The organism is Actinoallomurus soli (assembly GCF_024055715.1).
GTDB classification, from domain to species: Bacteria; Actinomycetota; Actinomycetes; order Streptosporangiales; family Streptosporangiaceae; genus Actinoallomurus; species Actinoallomurus soli.
Window position 1 is genome coordinate 205,460 of record NZ_JAMXMV010000013.1, and the last position, 13,664, is coordinate 219,123.

Genomic DNA, 13,664 nt, shown 5'->3' on the forward strand with positions numbered 1-13,664 from the left:
TCGTCGTACGTCTAGCAGTGTCCGGCCCCCACCGACCGCGCCGGCGGTTCAGCCGGCGAGACCGGCTCGTCGTAACAGCTTCAGCCAGTCGTCGTACTCCACCAACTCGTCGTCGATCGGCGTAAGGCGTGCGTATTCCGGAGTGGCCAACCGCTCCAGGAAGAACGCCTCCAGCCCGGGCGCGAGCCGCTCGAAGCGCTCCGCGTCGACCCACTCCCAATGCTCGTACGGGATACCGAGGATGCCGCAGCCCGTGCGATCGAGGAAGACCGGTGTGCCGCCGATCAACCCGACGCAGAACAGCTTCTCCGGGGACAGATCCAACGGGGAGTCGACCACCGGCCCGCGGTAGAACTGGTGCTCCTTGGCCTCCTCCAGGCCGAAGAGCTGCACGGACGGCCCGCAGCTCGCACCGTCCAGCACCCGGCAGAAGTCCAGGAACTCCCGGGGCACCCCGTCGGCCTCCGCGGCGGCCGCCGTCTCCTCGTCGACGGTCCCGCCGAGCGTGAACCGGAGCAGGTCCGTGCTCTCCGCCAGCGCCGTACGCAGGGCGTCCACCGTTGCGATCAGACGGGACGATCCCGGGCTCGCGCTGGTCATCTGGCCACCCGCCAGTTCTTGATGTCCTCGGCGGCGTTGTTGCCGTAGACCTGAATGTTCGCACGCATCGGTTCTGTGAACGACGCCGACGGAGACCTTCACGCCGGTGGCGATGGTGCGGATGGACTCGCCGCGGGCGCGGCGGGCCAGGATGGCGCGAGGCCAGGTCGAGGATGAGGGAGCGTTCGGTGTGCTCGCCGGCGGCGATGCCCTCCAGCACCTTGACGGCGACGCCGTGCTGGAACAGGTCGTTGAGGACGATCAGCCCCTCGAGGAGGTTTCGGCCCAGACGGTCGACCTCGTGGACGGTGAGCAGGTCGCCGTCGCGGAGGTAGGACAGCGAGGTGAGCAGGTCGGGCCACATCCTCCCAGTTGCGGCGGATCTTCCGCAGGAAGATCTTCCCGCGCGCGAAGGTGTCCAGTGACCGCCGCCCCACGCCTGGGCCAGCGGCAGCCCGGCCTGCTTGTCGACCAGCGGCGCGTTCGCCGAGCTCAACGTCTCGGGCCGGAACGGCCAGTCACGACAAGACGAGCCCGCCGGGGCTCCTTAACGTGACCGGCGGTTCGGTTGCTGCTCAAGCCCCGCGGCCCACGCGGCACCAGTCGCCGCCAGACGGCGACTGGCGGCCCGGTCGCGCGGTGAAGCCGGTGGCTTCCGGTCGGCCGCGCTCCGCCAAGCGGTTGGCCGGCACCCGGCCGTTGCTGCCGGACACGCCTACGTCTGACCCGGTGTTCACCGTTGCCGGGGATGTCGCCCTCGATCTTCCGCCGCCACCGGACGGTGCCGCGCACCACACTCCACGGTCGCCTGGCGACGCCGCCCTGGCGCCGGCTCCCCACGCGCCCGTCAACCCAGCGGGCGCAGCCTGACCGCATGCTTGAGGAAGACGATGCCGTCGATCATGTCGAGTTGCGCCGGGTCCAGCGGGAAATAGGCGAAGTCGCGGGAGACACGGGGGGCGGGCCTCGTGATGGTCTCGGCCAGGCGGCGGGCGTCGATGAGAGCTCGGTCCCACGGAAGCGTGGACAGGATGCCCTCAATGGTGTCCGGGGACGGGGTGTCGTCGCCGGCCGTGCCGAGGGCCGAGGCCAGGAAGGCGTACCGGTCGCCCAGCTGCGTCCCGATGATCGCCCCTGCGCTCCACCACCCCAGCCGCTGGTCACCGAACGGCATGCAGCTCCTGGTCCGCTGCAGGTGGAGGTTGGAGGAGAAGACCAGGGCCGGCCCGTGCTCGGCGACGGCACGCAGGTTGGCGGCCATCATCGCGGCCCGCAGGGCCGACAGCCGGGTCCACCGCGCCGGGGACGCGTCGGCCATCCAGTAGTGGTAGCGGAGCAGGCCGGTGGCGGTTCGCGCGTACAGTGCCGCCCGCGCCCTGCCGTCCGGGCTCAGCTGCGGCGCCTGCGTTTCGAGCAGTGCCACCAGGTCATCGGTGATCAGCCGCAGCCGCTGCGCGTCGGCGGACCGGCCGATCGACTGGGACGGATCCATCGCCGTGGCCTCGTTGGACCACCGGTCGTCCGGGCCGAGCAGCGCGTCGAGGGTCTCCCTGGTCACCACCGTACGCGGCAGCGGACCGTCGAGGAGGGAGTAGAGGGCGGTGAGCGCCTGGCGCGGGCTCGCCGCCCAATACTCCAGCGGGCCGTCGAACCCGAAGAACCGCAGCTTTTCGTCATGCTCTTCGTTGTACGCCCGCATCCACCGCACGAGGTCGCGGTTGGCCGGCGAGGTGCCGAAGCCGTGGCTGAAGCCGCGTTCCATGACGTCGTCGAGCGTGCCGGCGCCCGTCATGATGTAGTCGTCCACCACGAGGCCCATGAGACAGTCGCTCTCGATGGCGAACGACCGGTAGCCCTCGTGCTCGACCAGATGCCGGAAGATCTCGTTGCGCACCTCCCCCAGCTCCCCCACGAAGTGCCTGGCCTCGCCCAGGCCGAGCAGCAGGGGCTGGGCGGGAAGCGACCGCAGGAACGCCGAGACGCCCGCGCCATCCAGCGGCCGGGCCGTGTTCTTGATGTCCATTTCCTCAACGGTATCGTTGAACATTCGGTGTAAACTTTCCCGTCCAAATCCGGCGTCAGACGCCATGAACCTTCAATCGGTGGTGCATCCATGAGGCCAGTGGACCTGGCGCGTGAGCACGGCCTGTCCACCCAGGCGATCAGGAACTACGAGGACGCCGGCATCCTGCCCGCCGCCGAGCGCACCGCCCACGGCTACCGCACCTACACGCCCCTGCACGCGCAGGCCCTGCGCGCGTTCCTCGCCCTCGTACGCGGGCACGGTCACCAGACGGCCACGTCGATCATGCAGGCGGTCAACCGCGGTGCCACCGAGGACGCGCTGCGGCTGGTCGACGAGAGCCACGGCCAGCTCCTCGACGACCGCCGCACCCTCCAGGCCGTCGAAGCCGCGCTCCGCGATCTGGCCCCTGTGCCGCAGGAACGCGGCGAGACGTTCATCGGCCCTCTGGCCAAGCGACTCGGCCTGCGCCCTGCGACTCTGCGCAAATGGGAGGACGCCGGGCTGGTCCGGCCGCGCCGTGATCCGCAGACGGGCTACCGGATCTACAGCGCGGCCGACGTACGGGACGTCCGCCTGGCCCACCAGCTCAGACGCGGCGGCTACCTACTCGAGCAGATCGCCCCGCTGATCGCTCAGGTCCGCTCCGCCGGAGGCGTCGCCCCGCTGGAGTCGACGCTGCGCGACTGGCGGGCCCGCCTGTCCGCCCGGGGCCGCGCCATGCTCAAGGGCGCCGCCGACCTGGACGCCTACCTCCGCGTCCGCGAATCCTGAGGCCGGCGGCGATAGGGGCGGCGATACCCGGTGCGCCTTGCGGCGGCCACGTCACCGGCGAGGTTGCCCTCGACGGAAGGTTCTTCAGAGAAATCCGGGAGGCGGTGTCGGATCGGGGCGGTGGCGTTCGTAGCAGGGGTGAGCCCCTCACAAGGGGCGGTGCCAAGGTGAAGGAACCGCGACCATGAAGCTGACGACCATGACTCAGGTCACCGTCGATGGAGTGATGCAGGGAAACGGCCACGCGTCGGACGAGGACCGCAGGAACGGATTCGAGCGCGGCGGATGGGCCCGGGGGAAGGGCGACAACGAGACCCGCGCGTTCATCGACCAGACCTACCGGCGCGCCGATGCGTTCCTGTTCGGCCGGCGGACCTACGAGCTGTTCGCCGGCTCATGGGGGACCTTCACGGTCCGGGATGCCCCTGGCTGGGAGTCCGTCGTGGAGGCGTTGAACACACGGCCCAAGTACGTGGCGTCGAGCACGCTCACCGATCCGGCGTGGTCGGGCACGACCGTCCTGTCCGGAGACGTCGCGGCCGCCGTCCGAGAACTGAAGGCCAAGCCGGGGGGTGAACTGCAGGTGCACGGCAGTGGCATCCTGACCCGGTGGCTGCTGGAGAACGATCTGGTCGACGAGATGACTCTGATCACCGTCCCGGTGGTCGTCGGCCAGGGCGCCCGGCTGTTCCCCGACGCGGGCCCGGATCTCGCGCTCGACCTGGTCGAGTCGCGAGTCGACTCCAAGGGCGTGACCATCCAGGTCTACCGGCCGGCCGGGCGCCCGAAGTATGCGCCAACGGCTTGAAGCCCCTGACCACCGAACCATGTTGCCTTGGCACCACAGGAGATGATCTTCAGATGCGGTACCTGGTTTCCGTGATCGATGACAAGAGCAGTCCCGGCAGCACGGACAGGCAGCCTGCCATCAGCGCGTTCAACGAACGACTGATCGCCGAGGGCTACTGGGTCTTCGCGGGCGGACTCGCGGACACCGCCACGGCCACGGTCATCGACAACCGGGGCGAGCAGGCGGTGTTCAGCGACGGGCCTTTCGCGGAGTCGAAGGAGTACCTCGCCGGCGTCTGGGTGTGGGAGGCCCCCGATCTGGATGTGGCGCTCAAGCTCGCCGCCGAGGCGTCGAAGGTCTGCGATCGGAAGATCGAGGTACGGCCGTTCCTGTGAACAGGGCCGACGGCCGCGAGGCGGTCACCCGGGCCCACCGCGAGGAGTGGGCCCGGGTCGTCGCCGCCCTGACCAGGCGCTTCGGTGACCTCGACATCGCCGAGGAGGCGGCCGCCGAGGCGTTCGCGGCCGCCGTCGAGCGGTGGCCGGCCGACGGCGTACCGCCCAACCCCGGCGCGTGGCTGACCACCACCGCGGGCCGCAAGGCCATCGACCGGCTCCGGCGCGAGAACAAGCGCGACGACAAGCACAAGGAGGCTCAGATGGTGTACGACGCCGACCCACCCGAGCCTGTCGGCGCCATCGACGACGACCGGCTCCGGCTGATCTTCACCTGCTGTCACCCGGCGCTGGCGATGGAAGCCCGCCTGGCGCTGACACTGCGCATGGTCGGCGGTCTGACCGTGCCCGAGATCGCCCGTGCCTTCCTGGTGGCCGAGAGTGCCCTGGGGCAACGGATCACCCGCGCGAAGACCAAGATCAAGGCCGCGCGCATCCCCTATCGGGTGCCGTCCGCCGAGGATCTGCCGGCGCGTGTCTCCGGCGTACTCGCCGTCCTGTACCTGGTGTTCAACGAGGGCTACCTGGCCACCGGCCCCGACACCGATCCGGTACGTCCCGGCCTGACCGCCGAGGCGATCCGGCTCACTCGCCTGATCCGTGCCCTCCTGCCGGACGACGGTGAGGTGGCCGGGCTGCTGGCGCTGATGCTCCTCATCGAGGCTCGCCGCCCCGCCCGGGTCTCGGCCGGCGGCGAGCTGGTCGCTCTCGACGAGCAGGACCGTGGGGCCTGGGACGCGGCGCTGATCACCGAGGGGCATCGGCTGGTGCGCGAGCGCCTCGCCGCTGCCGCCGCCGGGGCGGCTCCGGGCCGCTACCAGATTCTCGCGGCGATCAACGCCGTGCACACCTCCGCCCGCGACATACGCGACACCGACTGGTCGCAGGTCCTCGCCCTCTACGACCAGCTTCTCCGCCTCGAGCCCTCGCCGATCATCGCCCTCAACCGGGCCATCGCGGTCGCCGAACTCGACGGTCCGGAGGTGGCACTGGCGGCCGTCGACCGTCTTGAGCACAGGTTGGCCGACTATCACGCCTACCACGCCACCCGCGCCGACCTGCTGCGCCGGCTGGGCCGCGGTCATGAATCGCGCGCGGCCTACGACAAAGCCATCGAGCTGGCCGGCAACACCGCCGAGACCGCCTCCCTGACCCGCCGCCGCGACCAACTGCGGTAGCGCTCACCGGTCCTCTCCATCGGCAGCGCATCGATCCAGCCGCCCCGCATGCGCCGACTGAAGTGAGACGACGACACCGCCTGCCTCAGATGCGATGAGACCGCCTCAGATTCCCCGAGGCAGGACAGGGGTGCCACTCCGGGCGTCCCCCACGCACGTCGACCACGAGCGGTGAACCCCGAAGACTGACCGTAACTTGCGGGAATCATCATTCCCGTGGGTTGAGCGGACGATTTTCTGACCCTTCTTATTTACTGGAAACAGAAATACAGAAAATGTAGGCTGCGCGCGTGACGATTCCGAGCGCCGAAGACTCCGTTACGAACGACGCGCCCCCCGCGGAGCGGCCTTGCCGCTACTGCGGGAAGCCGGTCCCCCAGCGGAGTGGACGTGGCCGGCCGCGTGCGTACTGCCCCGACGCCGACTGCCAGACCCGCGCCAAACGCGACCGCGAACTGCGCCGTGCGGTGCCCGGCCTGGAGGGGGCGCTGGCCCGCGCCGAAGATCTGTACGACCGCATGGAGCAGGGCCTGGCCGCGGCCATCGCTCCCCTGGCGACCGCGCTGGAGACCGAGCTGTCCCCCCGCGGGGTCGAGGCCCGGATCAGCGCCGAGCGGGCGCAGGCCCAGGCCCGCGTGGCCGCCGCCATGGCCGCCCGGGAGGAGGCGACCCGAACGGCCGAGCAGGCCGGGCAGGCGGCCGCGGAGGCCGACGCCCGCGCCCACGCCGCCGACCAGCGGACGGCGGAGGCCGAGCGTGCCCGCGCCGAGGCGCAGACCTCTGCCCGGCAGGCCCGTACCGAGGCCGAACGCGCACGGGCGGAGGCGGCCGACCTGGTGCGTCAGGCCGAGGACGCCGCCGAAGAAGCGGCACGACGGGCCGCGCAAGAGGTCGAGGACATCCGCCGCGCGGCCGCCGAGGACGTCGAACGCGCCCGAGCCGACGCCGAGCGTGCCCGGCAGGACGCCGAGGCCGCGCGGAGCGCGCAGGCGGAGGCCGTGGCCGCCGCCCGGCGGGCCGAGCGCGAGACCGAGCAGGCCCTCGCCCGGCTGGAGGAGGCAAGCGCCGAGCTCGCCGAGGCGCGGACGGCCGCGGTACAGGCCGACCGTGAGCGGACGGCCGCCCGCGCCCGGGCGGAGGTCGCTGAGGCCGGCCGGGAGCGCGCCGAGACCAGGGCGGCCGCCGCCGACGCCGAGCGTGCCGCCGCCCTGGCCGTACGGGACGCGGCTCTCGCGGACGCGGAACGGCTCCGTGCCGAAGTCGCCGAAGCCCGCTCTTCCGCCGAGCGCCTGCGCGGCGAACTCGAGCAGACGCGACTGCGGTTGAGCGTCGAGCAGGCCCGCCTCCGTGACCTGGAGCGCGACCGCGCCGCCGCCCGTGCCGAGGCAGAGACCCAGCGCGAACGGGCGATCACCGCCGAGCTGCGCGCCGCCCGTCCCCAAGAGGGGGGATCACCTCGTAGGGAGGAGACCGATTCCGGCGCGGAGGAGTGATACCGGGACCGAGCGGCTACGCCCCGAGCGCACGTGGCCTTCGTGCGGGGCGGCCACATCACCCGGGAGAACCCGCGGGCCCCGATCGCCCGCGTCGTGAACGGGAGCCCCGGGCACGCCCGGTCCACCACGGAGCCTTCGCAAAACCCGTTGGCGGACCACGGCGACCACTGCTACCTTTCGGGAGGCCGTGCGAGAGAACGAGGAGGTGGTACCCGTGAACGCAGTATCGACATGGGTGCTCCCCTCTGGGGCCACGGTCGGACGATAGGTCGTCCGGGAGCGCCGTTCAGAGCACTCCCGAAAGGCGCGACCATGCGATTCACCTCCGAGCGGCGCCTCGACGACGGCGTCCTCGAACGCGAATTCGCCCTCGGCGAGATCCCCGGCATCCTGTGGACACCCGTGTCCGCATCCGAACCGGCGCCGCTGATCCTGATCGGCCACCCCGGCGGACTGCACAAGATGCGCCCCCGGCTGGTGGCCCGGGCCCGGCACTCGGCGGAGTACGGCTTCGCCGCTGCCACGATCGAGCTCCCCGGAAGCGGGGACCGGCCCCGCTCGGCCGCCGCCGAGCAGGCCCGCGCCGACCTGCGCCGGGCGCTGCAGGCCGGCGAGCCGGTCGACGAGGAGATCGTCGACCGGCTCATCCTTCCGCTGGTCGACACGGCGGTCCCGGAATGGCAGGCCACCCTCGACGCCCTCCTTCCGCTGCCCGAGATCGGCGGGCCGGTCGGGTACTCAGGAGGAGTGATCGCCATCGGCGTCCGGCTGGCGGTGGTCGAGCCGCGCATCTCGGCCGCCGTTCTGTTCGCCGGGAGTTTCGTGCCTCGCACTCTGTTCGACGAGGCCCGGCAGGTCACCATTCCGCTGCATGTCCTGCTGCAGTGGGACGACGAAGGCAACGACCGGCAGGCGGCCCTGGACCTGTTCGACGCCTTCGGCACCAAGGAGAAGACGCTCCACGCCAACATGGGCGGGCACACCGGCGTCCCGCAGTTCGAGGGGGACGCCGCGATCCGGTTCTTCACCCGGCATCTGAGCTGACCGCCGACCACCCCCGCCGTCAGGCCGACGGCAGACGGTGGGCGTTGGCGATCAGGACGCCGCTCATCGAGGACAGGTCCCGCCCCTCCCCGATGACGGTGGCCGGCAGATGCACAACCGCCCCGATCGCGGCAGTACCGGCCATCAGCGGTACCGTCGCGGTCGGGCCCTCCGCTCGGGCCGATGCGTTCAGGTGAGAAGCAGCCGCACGTAACGCCCCATGCTGGAGCGCCACTCCTGAAAAGGCGCTATGCGACCCGCAGCAGTTCTGCAGTCAGCGGGTTGAGCTCGACCGGCTCGTCCTCGCCGACGAGAACCGTCCCGCCGATGGTGACCATGTGGTCGCCGATTCCGCAGCTTGGTTCGAAGGCGAAGGACATTCCGGGCTCAAGGATCATGTCGGCCAACGTTGCAGGCCGTGGGGCGGCTGGACCCAATCGATACCCCGCCGGCGATGGCTGCTGACGAAGATCGGCGGGGCACTGTGGGCGGCCGCCGTGTGGGGCTCGGTCGTTGCCGCCTCGGTGACCTGGTGGTCGCGAACCGAGAACGCGCTCAACCACCACCGGTTCGACCCGTTCGAGTTCGACGTGCAAGGCGTGGTCCCGGTCGCCTACGCAGTGTTCGCGGTGGCGCTGGGCATCGCGGCCGGAGCCGTAACCTGCCGCTGTCACGCCTGCACGGGGGGCTGCTCAGCGGCTCCTGGCAGTTCGGTGGACAGGTCCTCGATCCCACCCATCACGCCGTCGGCCACGTGATCGGCGGAAACGACTGGAACATCCAGCAGGCGATCCCGGCCGACTGCGTCTTGAACGACCCCGACAGGGTGCGACAGTGCCTGTCCGCCGACGGATACCGCTTGGTCGTGCACTACCAGCCGGCATCCGGATACCGGACCTTCCAGTTCATCGAAGCGGGACTCTTCCCCCCGTCGCAGCCGTCCTCGTCCTGATCGCCTACCAAGTCATCACCAGGCGAGCCGCCTGAGACATCTCACCATGTCGGTGCCCGCGCACCGGATACCCGCCCGCATGGTCTATCCCGGCCGCGCCTGGTTCGGACCGTCACATGATCGGCTGGTTGGCGTCCAGCTGATCGGCGCGCTCACCGCAGCGCGCTTCGATGCGGTCGACGACTCGCCGACTCCACACGTGAATGGCCGCGGCCTGATCGGGCGTGAGTGCCTCGAAGAAGTACCGCCGGATGTTGTCCGCGTGCCCCAGGATGGCGTTCTCCACAGCGCTGCGGCCCTTGGCGGTCAGCCCGACCCCGACCCGACGGCCGGACCGGTCCTCGGTCCGATCCACGAGTTCGCGGTTCTCCATCCGCGTCAGCTGGTGCGCCACGCGGCTTTTATCCCAGGCGAGTGACTCGGCGAGCTCGCTTACGCGCAGCCGGCCCTCGGCCGCGCGGTGAAGCGTTACGAGCACGCTGAACTCGGCCTTGGAGATGCCGTAGTCGCGCTGCAGATCACGGTCCAGCTCACGGGCCAGGAGACGCTGCGCCTGCATCCAGCTGTTCCAAAGCTCCCACTGCTCGGGTTCCAGGGTGCGGGGCTTCGCCATGCCACGATCATAACCCGAAGTTGACTCGACAACTTGGCCATGCCTAGAGTTGTCGCGTCAACTTCTGGCGTGTCCTGCGCGGCCTCTCGGCATCATGCGCCGCACATCCTGCCCAATGACGGCGATGCACTGAGGAGCGGGAATGAATCACACAGTGGCGGTCATCGGCGGAGGGTATGGGGGGTCACTGGTCGCCAAGGAGCTGGACTCCGAGGCGGACGTCACGCTCATCGATCCCCGGGAGGCCTTCGTCAATGCGGCCGCGTCGCTGCGGGCACTGACGCGACCGGACTGGGCGCACAACGCGTTCTTCCCGTTCGCGACGCTGCTCCAACGAGGACGGGTGATCCGCGACAGAGCCGTCTCAGTGGACCCGAAGGGCGTCACCCTCGCTTCGGGTGAGCGAGTCGAGGCCGATTATCTGGTCCTGGCCACCGGTTCCGGCTACACGTATCCGGCCAAACCGAACCACGCGTCGACGAGCATCGCCCAGCAACTGGACGATCTGCGCGAGACCTACGGGGAGCTGGCCGGTACCGACCGCGTGCTGATCCTCGGCGCCGGCCCGGTCGGCCTGGAGCTCGCAGGGGAGATCAAGGACGTCTGGCCGGACAAGTATGTGGTCATCCTCGACAGGACCGATCAGTTGCTCCCCGGCTTCCTTCCCGAGGTGCGAGACGGGCTACGCCACCAGCTGGACGCGCTCGGCATCGATGTGCGGCTGGGCGCCGGTCTGACCGCGTTGCCGACCGTCGAGGCCGGTCGGGCCGGCCGCTTCGCGGTCACCACCCACAAGGGTGAGCAGATCGTGGCGGACATCTGGTTCCAAGCCTTCGGGGTCGAGATCAACACCGGCTACCTGGCCGATGGATGCCTCTCGCCGCTGACCGAGCGGAAGACGGTCCCGGTCACCGGGCGACTGAACGTCCAGGGCTACGACCACATCTACGCGATCGGAGACATCGCCGCTCTCCCCGACCCCAAGATGGCCTCCTACGCGATGACACATGCCGACATCGTGGTGAAGAACATCAGAGCGCAGCTGGCCGGCGACCGGCCGGACGCCGTTCACGCGCCGACACCCGAGCGAAGGATCCTGCTTCCGCTGGGAACGCGGGCGGGCATCGGCCAGCTCCCGACACCAGACGGCGTCGCCGCGGCCACGGCGGAGACTGTCTACCAACGCAAGGGCGCCGACCTGTTCACCGCACGGTTCGCCTCCCGGTTCGACCGCGCCTGACCGGTCGATCGCCTCAGCCCGCGGCGCCGGTGTGTTGGAGGATGAGTTCGGCGATGCGGTGAGGCAGCCCGGGAGAGAAGAACCCGTGCCCCATGCCGGGGGTGGTCCGCAGCCGTGCCCCGGGGATCCTCGCGGCGACGGCCTCGCCGTGGGCCGGTGGGCGGAGCGGGTCCGCTGTGCCGTGGATGACGAGCGTCGGTGCCGTGATACCGGACAGGGGCACGAGCCGGTCCTCCGTCATCCGCCTGGCGGCCAGGTCATGGTTGGCGGCGGTGGCCTGGTCGGGGTCTCGTTCGTAGGAGAGCTCGACGTTGCGCCGCGCGGCGTCCTCGTCGAATGCGAGGACGCCGCCGTTCAGTATCCGCCACGTCTCCAGGGCCGCCGCGATGCGCTCTTCGGGTGCCGAGGGCGGTGACCCGGCGAGGCGGGCGAGGTGCGCCAGTACCGCCGGCGCCGGAGGCGGAAGGTCGTCAGGGTCGGGTGACCGTCCGGACATGGCGCGCACCCACGCGTCCCTGGCGTCGTGGCCCATCGGGCCGGTCATGATGGCGGTGAGGTCTCCGCGGGATGTCCCGTTCCGGCCCCATCACCCCCGAGACGGGCGGACGGCGGTGCCGAGGATCAGCGGGGCCAGAGGGAAGGGAATGCCGGTCTCGCGAGGGCCGAGCCGGTCGAGTCGTTCGATCACCAAACCGGCGCGTTCGATCGTGGCGGCGGTGTCGCGTCCGAGGTGGCAGCCGCCGTTCAGTCGCGGCCACAGGACGGCGTCGAGGGCATGTTGAACGTGCCGCCGGCCCGGAGTATCGGCCTGTACGTGTTCGAGGAACCGCAGTCGTCCGCCGGGCCGGAGCACCCTGAGGATCTCGGCCAGGGCGGCGTTCGGGGCGGGCACGGTGCACAGCACCAGGCAGGCCACGGCCGCGTCACAGGAGGCGTCGGCGGCCGGAAGCCGGTCGGCGGATCCGCCGGTGACCTGGATCGGCACGGGCGTCCGGGTGGCGGTCGCCTCGGACAGGCGCCGTAGGTACGGTTCGGGTTCCACGGCCAGCACGGCCTCGACCTGGTGCGGATAGTGGGCGAAGTTGGACCCGGTGCCCGCACCGATCTCGACGACCCGCCCGGACAGGCCGTCCAGCAGGGCGTGACGGTGCGGGCCCAGGCCCCGGTCCATCAGCGGGCAGACGCGGGCGTAGAAGCGAGCGAACAGCGGATGCCGGCATCGGGCGCTCGCGCCCCCCATCGTGGGTGTCATCCTTCCTCCCCGGTGACCGCCCGGGTCAGGGGCGCAGGAGGGTCTTGATGGCGCGGCGCTCGTCCATGGCCTTGTAGCCCTGGGCGGCCTCCTCCAGCGGGAGTTCGAGGTCGAAGACCCGACCCGGATTGATCTCGCGGTCCCAGATCAGCCGGATCAGCTCGGGCAGGAACCGGCGCACGGGCGCGGGGCCGCCGTGCAGGTGCACTCCGGAGAAGAACAGCTCCTCGCCGGGGAGCCGGACGTCGTGGCTGACACCGACGTAGCCCACATGCCCGCCCGGGCGGGTGGCGCGGATGGCCTGCATCATCGACTCCTGGGTGCCGACCGCCTCGATCACGCTGTGCGCGCCCAGTCCGCCGTTCAGCTCCTTGAGCTTGGCCACGCCCTCATCGCCGCGTTCGATGATCAGGTCGGTGGCGCCGAACTCGGTGGCGAGCTTCTGCCGGTCGGCGTGCCGGCTGAAGATGACGATCCGCTCGGCCCCCAGCTGCCGGGCGGCCAGCACCCCCAGCAGGCCGACCGCGCCGTCGCCGACGACCGCCACCGTCTTGCCCGGCCCGGCCTCGGCCGCCACGGCGGCGAACCAGCCGGTGCCCAGCACATCGGAGGCGGTCAGCAGCGAGGGGATCAGGTCCGCGTCGGGCATGCCGGGGGTGGCGACCAGGGTCCCGTCGGCCAGCGGGATGCGGGCCCTCTGCGCCTGGGTACCCCCGACCAGTTCGGCGTGCACACAGCGGGACTGATATCCGGCCCGGCAGATCTCGCAGGTGTTGTCGGAGGCGAAGAACGACCCGACCACGAAGTCACCGATCGTGATGTCCTCGACCTGGTCGCCGATCTGCTCGACCACGCCGACGTACTCATGGCCCATCGGCTGGTCGTGGAACTCATCGACGCCGCGGTAGGGCCACAGGTCCGACCCGCATACACACGCCGCCGCCACCTTGATGATCGCATCGGTCGGCTCGATGATCCTTGGGTTCTCGCGGTCCTGCACCCGTACGTCACCCGGACCGTGCATCACCACACCACGCATTGCCTTCACTTCCTTGGACTCGTGTGTCGACGTACTGCGATCACATGCCGGGGTCGGTGTCGCGTCACACCGGCGGCGGTCCGCGTACGGCCTCGGCCGCACGCGGACGCCGACTCGGCGGGCCCACGTCCCGCTCGCAGTGGTCATGGCCTCTGAGTGGCCACTACCCATCAAAGACGCTGGTCAGCAGAGGAAGAAGGCACTGCCG

16 protein-coding genes and 1 pseudogene are annotated in these 13,664 nt (G+C 70.6%); 8 read left to right on the top strand and 9 right to left on the bottom strand.

The window, feature by feature from the left end:
* Positions 1-48 precede the first annotated feature (48 nt).
* The 3 genes and pseudogenes from NDW01_RS28845 to NDW01_RS28855 form a co-directional block, all read right to left on the bottom strand.
* Positions 49-600 carry a hypothetical protein gene (locus tag NDW01_RS28845; protein WP_252826762.1) on the bottom strand — a complete coding sequence of 184 codons (552 nt, stop codon included), beginning with the start codon at positions 598-600 and terminating at the stop codon, positions 49-51.
* A 232-nt stretch (positions 601-832) separates the two neighbouring features.
* Positions 833-964, bottom strand: a pseudogene (locus NDW01_RS28850) (recombinase family protein); the annotation flags it as partial.
* Between the two features lie 483 nt (positions 965-1,447).
* A complete protein-coding gene (locus NDW01_RS28855; RefSeq protein ID WP_252826764.1) occupies positions 1,448-2,623 on the bottom strand; it encodes an erythromycin esterase family protein in 1,176 nt (391 codons plus the stop codon).
* 90 nt (positions 2,624-2,713) lie between these two features.
* On the opposite strand from NDW01_RS28855, the gene NDW01_RS28860 reads away from it, so the two are divergent.
* From NDW01_RS28860 to NDW01_RS28885, 6 genes are all read left to right on the top strand, one after another.
* The gene (locus NDW01_RS28860; protein ID WP_252826766.1) at positions 2,714-3,397 is read left to right on the top strand and encodes a TioE family transcriptional regulator; all 684 of its coding nucleotides are present in this window, start codon (positions 2,714-2,716) and stop codon (positions 3,395-3,397) included.
* 184 nt (positions 3,398-3,581) lie between these two features.
* The gene (locus NDW01_RS28865) at positions 3,582-4,205 is read left to right on the top strand and encodes a dihydrofolate reductase family protein (RefSeq protein ID WP_252826769.1); all 624 of its coding nucleotides are present in this window, start codon (positions 3,582-3,584) and stop codon (positions 4,203-4,205) included.
* Between the two features lie 53 nt (positions 4,206-4,258).
* Entirely contained in the window at positions 4,259-4,582 is a 324-nt protein-coding gene (locus NDW01_RS28870; RefSeq protein WP_252826781.1) for a YciI family protein, read from the top strand.
* Positions 4,579-5,820, top strand: a complete 1,242-nt coding sequence (locus tag NDW01_RS28875) for an RNA polymerase sigma factor (RefSeq protein WP_252826792.1) — start codon at positions 4,579-4,581, stop codon at positions 5,818-5,820. The genes NDW01_RS28870 and NDW01_RS28875 overlap by 4 nt, the downstream gene beginning before the upstream one ends.
* A 290-nt stretch (positions 5,821-6,110) precedes the next feature.
* Entirely contained in the window at positions 6,111-7,313 is a 1,203-nt protein-coding gene (locus tag NDW01_RS28880; protein ID WP_252826795.1) for a hypothetical protein, read from the top strand.
* 315 nt (positions 7,314-7,628) lie between these two features.
* Positions 7,629-8,360, top strand: a complete 732-nt coding sequence (locus NDW01_RS28885) for a dienelactone hydrolase family protein (RefSeq protein WP_252826797.1) — start codon at positions 7,629-7,631, stop codon at positions 8,358-8,360.
* 19 nt (positions 8,361-8,379) lie between these two features.
* Here the strand turns inward: NDW01_RS28885 and NDW01_RS43155 are convergent, their stop codons facing one another.
* Positions 8,380-8,505 (bottom strand): hypothetical protein, encoded by a 126-nt coding sequence (locus NDW01_RS43155; RefSeq protein ID WP_256513288.1) that lies wholly within the window; start codon positions 8,503-8,505, stop codon positions 8,380-8,382.
* Between the two features lie 103 nt (positions 8,506-8,608).
* Positions 8,609-8,758, bottom strand: coding sequence for a hypothetical protein (locus tag NDW01_RS28890; protein ID WP_252826800.1), 150 nt, complete (start codon positions 8,756-8,758; stop codon positions 8,609-8,611).
* A gap of 356 nt (positions 8,759-9,114) precedes the next feature.
* On the opposite strand from NDW01_RS28890, the gene NDW01_RS28895 reads away from it, so the two are divergent.
* Entirely contained in the window at positions 9,115-9,312 is a 198-nt protein-coding gene (locus tag NDW01_RS28895; RefSeq protein WP_252826802.1) for a hypothetical protein, read from the top strand.
* A gap of 112 nt (positions 9,313-9,424) precedes the next feature.
* Here NDW01_RS28895 and NDW01_RS28900 read toward each other — a convergent pair whose 3' ends face one another.
* Positions 9,425-9,925 carry a MarR family winged helix-turn-helix transcriptional regulator gene (locus tag NDW01_RS28900; protein ID WP_252826864.1) on the bottom strand — a complete coding sequence of 167 codons (501 nt, stop codon included), beginning with the start codon at positions 9,923-9,925 and terminating at the stop codon, positions 9,425-9,427.
* Between the two features lie 142 nt (positions 9,926-10,067).
* Here NDW01_RS28900 and NDW01_RS28905 point away from each other — a divergent pair, with 142 nt between their 5' ends.
* On the top strand, positions 10,068-11,165 hold the full coding sequence (locus NDW01_RS28905; RefSeq protein WP_252826875.1) for an NAD(P)/FAD-dependent oxidoreductase: 1,098 nt from the start codon (positions 10,068-10,070) through the stop codon (positions 11,163-11,165).
* Positions 11,166-11,178: 13 nt separating this feature from the next.
* Here the strand turns inward: NDW01_RS28905 and NDW01_RS28910 are convergent, their stop codons facing one another.
* The 3 genes from NDW01_RS28910 to NDW01_RS28920 are packed head-to-tail and all read right to left on the bottom strand — an operon-like array spanning position 11,179 to position 13,456.
* A complete protein-coding gene (locus NDW01_RS28910; RefSeq protein WP_305883823.1) occupies positions 11,179-11,709 on the bottom strand; it encodes an alpha/beta fold hydrolase in 531 nt (176 codons plus the stop codon).
* Between the two features lie 42 nt (positions 11,710-11,751).
* Complete coding sequence (locus NDW01_RS28915; RefSeq protein WP_252826878.1) at positions 11,752-12,417, bottom strand: class I SAM-dependent methyltransferase; 666 nt, start codon at positions 12,415-12,417, stop codon at positions 11,752-11,754.
* A 25-nt stretch (positions 12,418-12,442) separates the two neighbouring features.
* Positions 12,443-13,456, bottom strand: coding sequence for a zinc-dependent alcohol dehydrogenase family protein (locus tag NDW01_RS28920; protein WP_252826882.1), 1,014 nt, complete (start codon positions 13,454-13,456; stop codon positions 12,443-12,445).
* Positions 13,457-13,664 lie beyond the last annotated feature (208 nt).

Excerpts from the sequence above, each read along its gene's own strand:
- NDW01_RS28915 (WP_252826878.1), bottom strand. The coding sequence starts at position 12,417 with ATGACACCCACGATGGGGGGCGCGAGCGCCCGATGCCGGCATCCGCTG.
- NDW01_RS28855 (WP_252826764.1), bottom strand. The coding sequence starts at position 2,623 with ATGGACATCAAGAACACGGCCCGGCCGCTGGATGGCGCGGGCGTCTCG.
- NDW01_RS28900 (WP_252826864.1), bottom strand. The coding sequence starts at position 9,925 with ATGGCGAAGCCCCGCACCCTGGAACCCGAGCAGTGGGAGCTTTGGAAC.
- NDW01_RS28910 (WP_305883823.1), bottom strand. The coding sequence starts at position 11,709 with ATGACCGGCCCGATGGGCCACGACGCCAGGGACGCGTGGGTGCGCGCC.
- NDW01_RS28885 (WP_252826797.1), top strand. The coding sequence starts at position 7,629 with ATGCGATTCACCTCCGAGCGGCGCCTCGACGACGGCGTCCTCGAACGC.
- NDW01_RS28905 (WP_252826875.1), top strand. The coding sequence starts at position 10,068 with ATGAATCACACAGTGGCGGTCATCGGCGGAGGGTATGGGGGGTCACTG.
- NDW01_RS28870 (WP_252826781.1), top strand. The coding sequence starts at position 4,259 with ATGCGGTACCTGGTTTCCGTGATCGATGACAAGAGCAGTCCCGGCAGC.
- NDW01_RS28865 (WP_252826769.1), top strand. The coding sequence starts at position 3,582 with ATGAAGCTGACGACCATGACTCAGGTCACCGTCGATGGAGTGATGCAG.
- NDW01_RS28920 (WP_252826882.1), bottom strand. The coding sequence starts at position 13,456 with ATGCGTGGTGTGGTGATGCACGGTCCGGGTGACGTACGGGTGCAGGAC.
- NDW01_RS43155 (WP_256513288.1), bottom strand. The coding sequence starts at position 8,505 with ATGGCCGGTACTGCCGCGATCGGGGCGGTTGTGCATCTGCCGGCCACC.
- NDW01_RS28860 (WP_252826766.1), top strand. The coding sequence starts at position 2,714 with ATGAGGCCAGTGGACCTGGCGCGTGAGCACGGCCTGTCCACCCAGGCG.
- NDW01_RS28890 (WP_252826800.1), bottom strand. The coding sequence starts at position 8,758 with ATGATCCTTGAGCCCGGAATGTCCTTCGCCTTCGAACCAAGCTGCGGA.
- NDW01_RS28845 (WP_252826762.1), bottom strand. The coding sequence starts at position 600 with ATGACCAGCGCGAGCCCGGGATCGTCCCGTCTGATCGCAACGGTGGAC.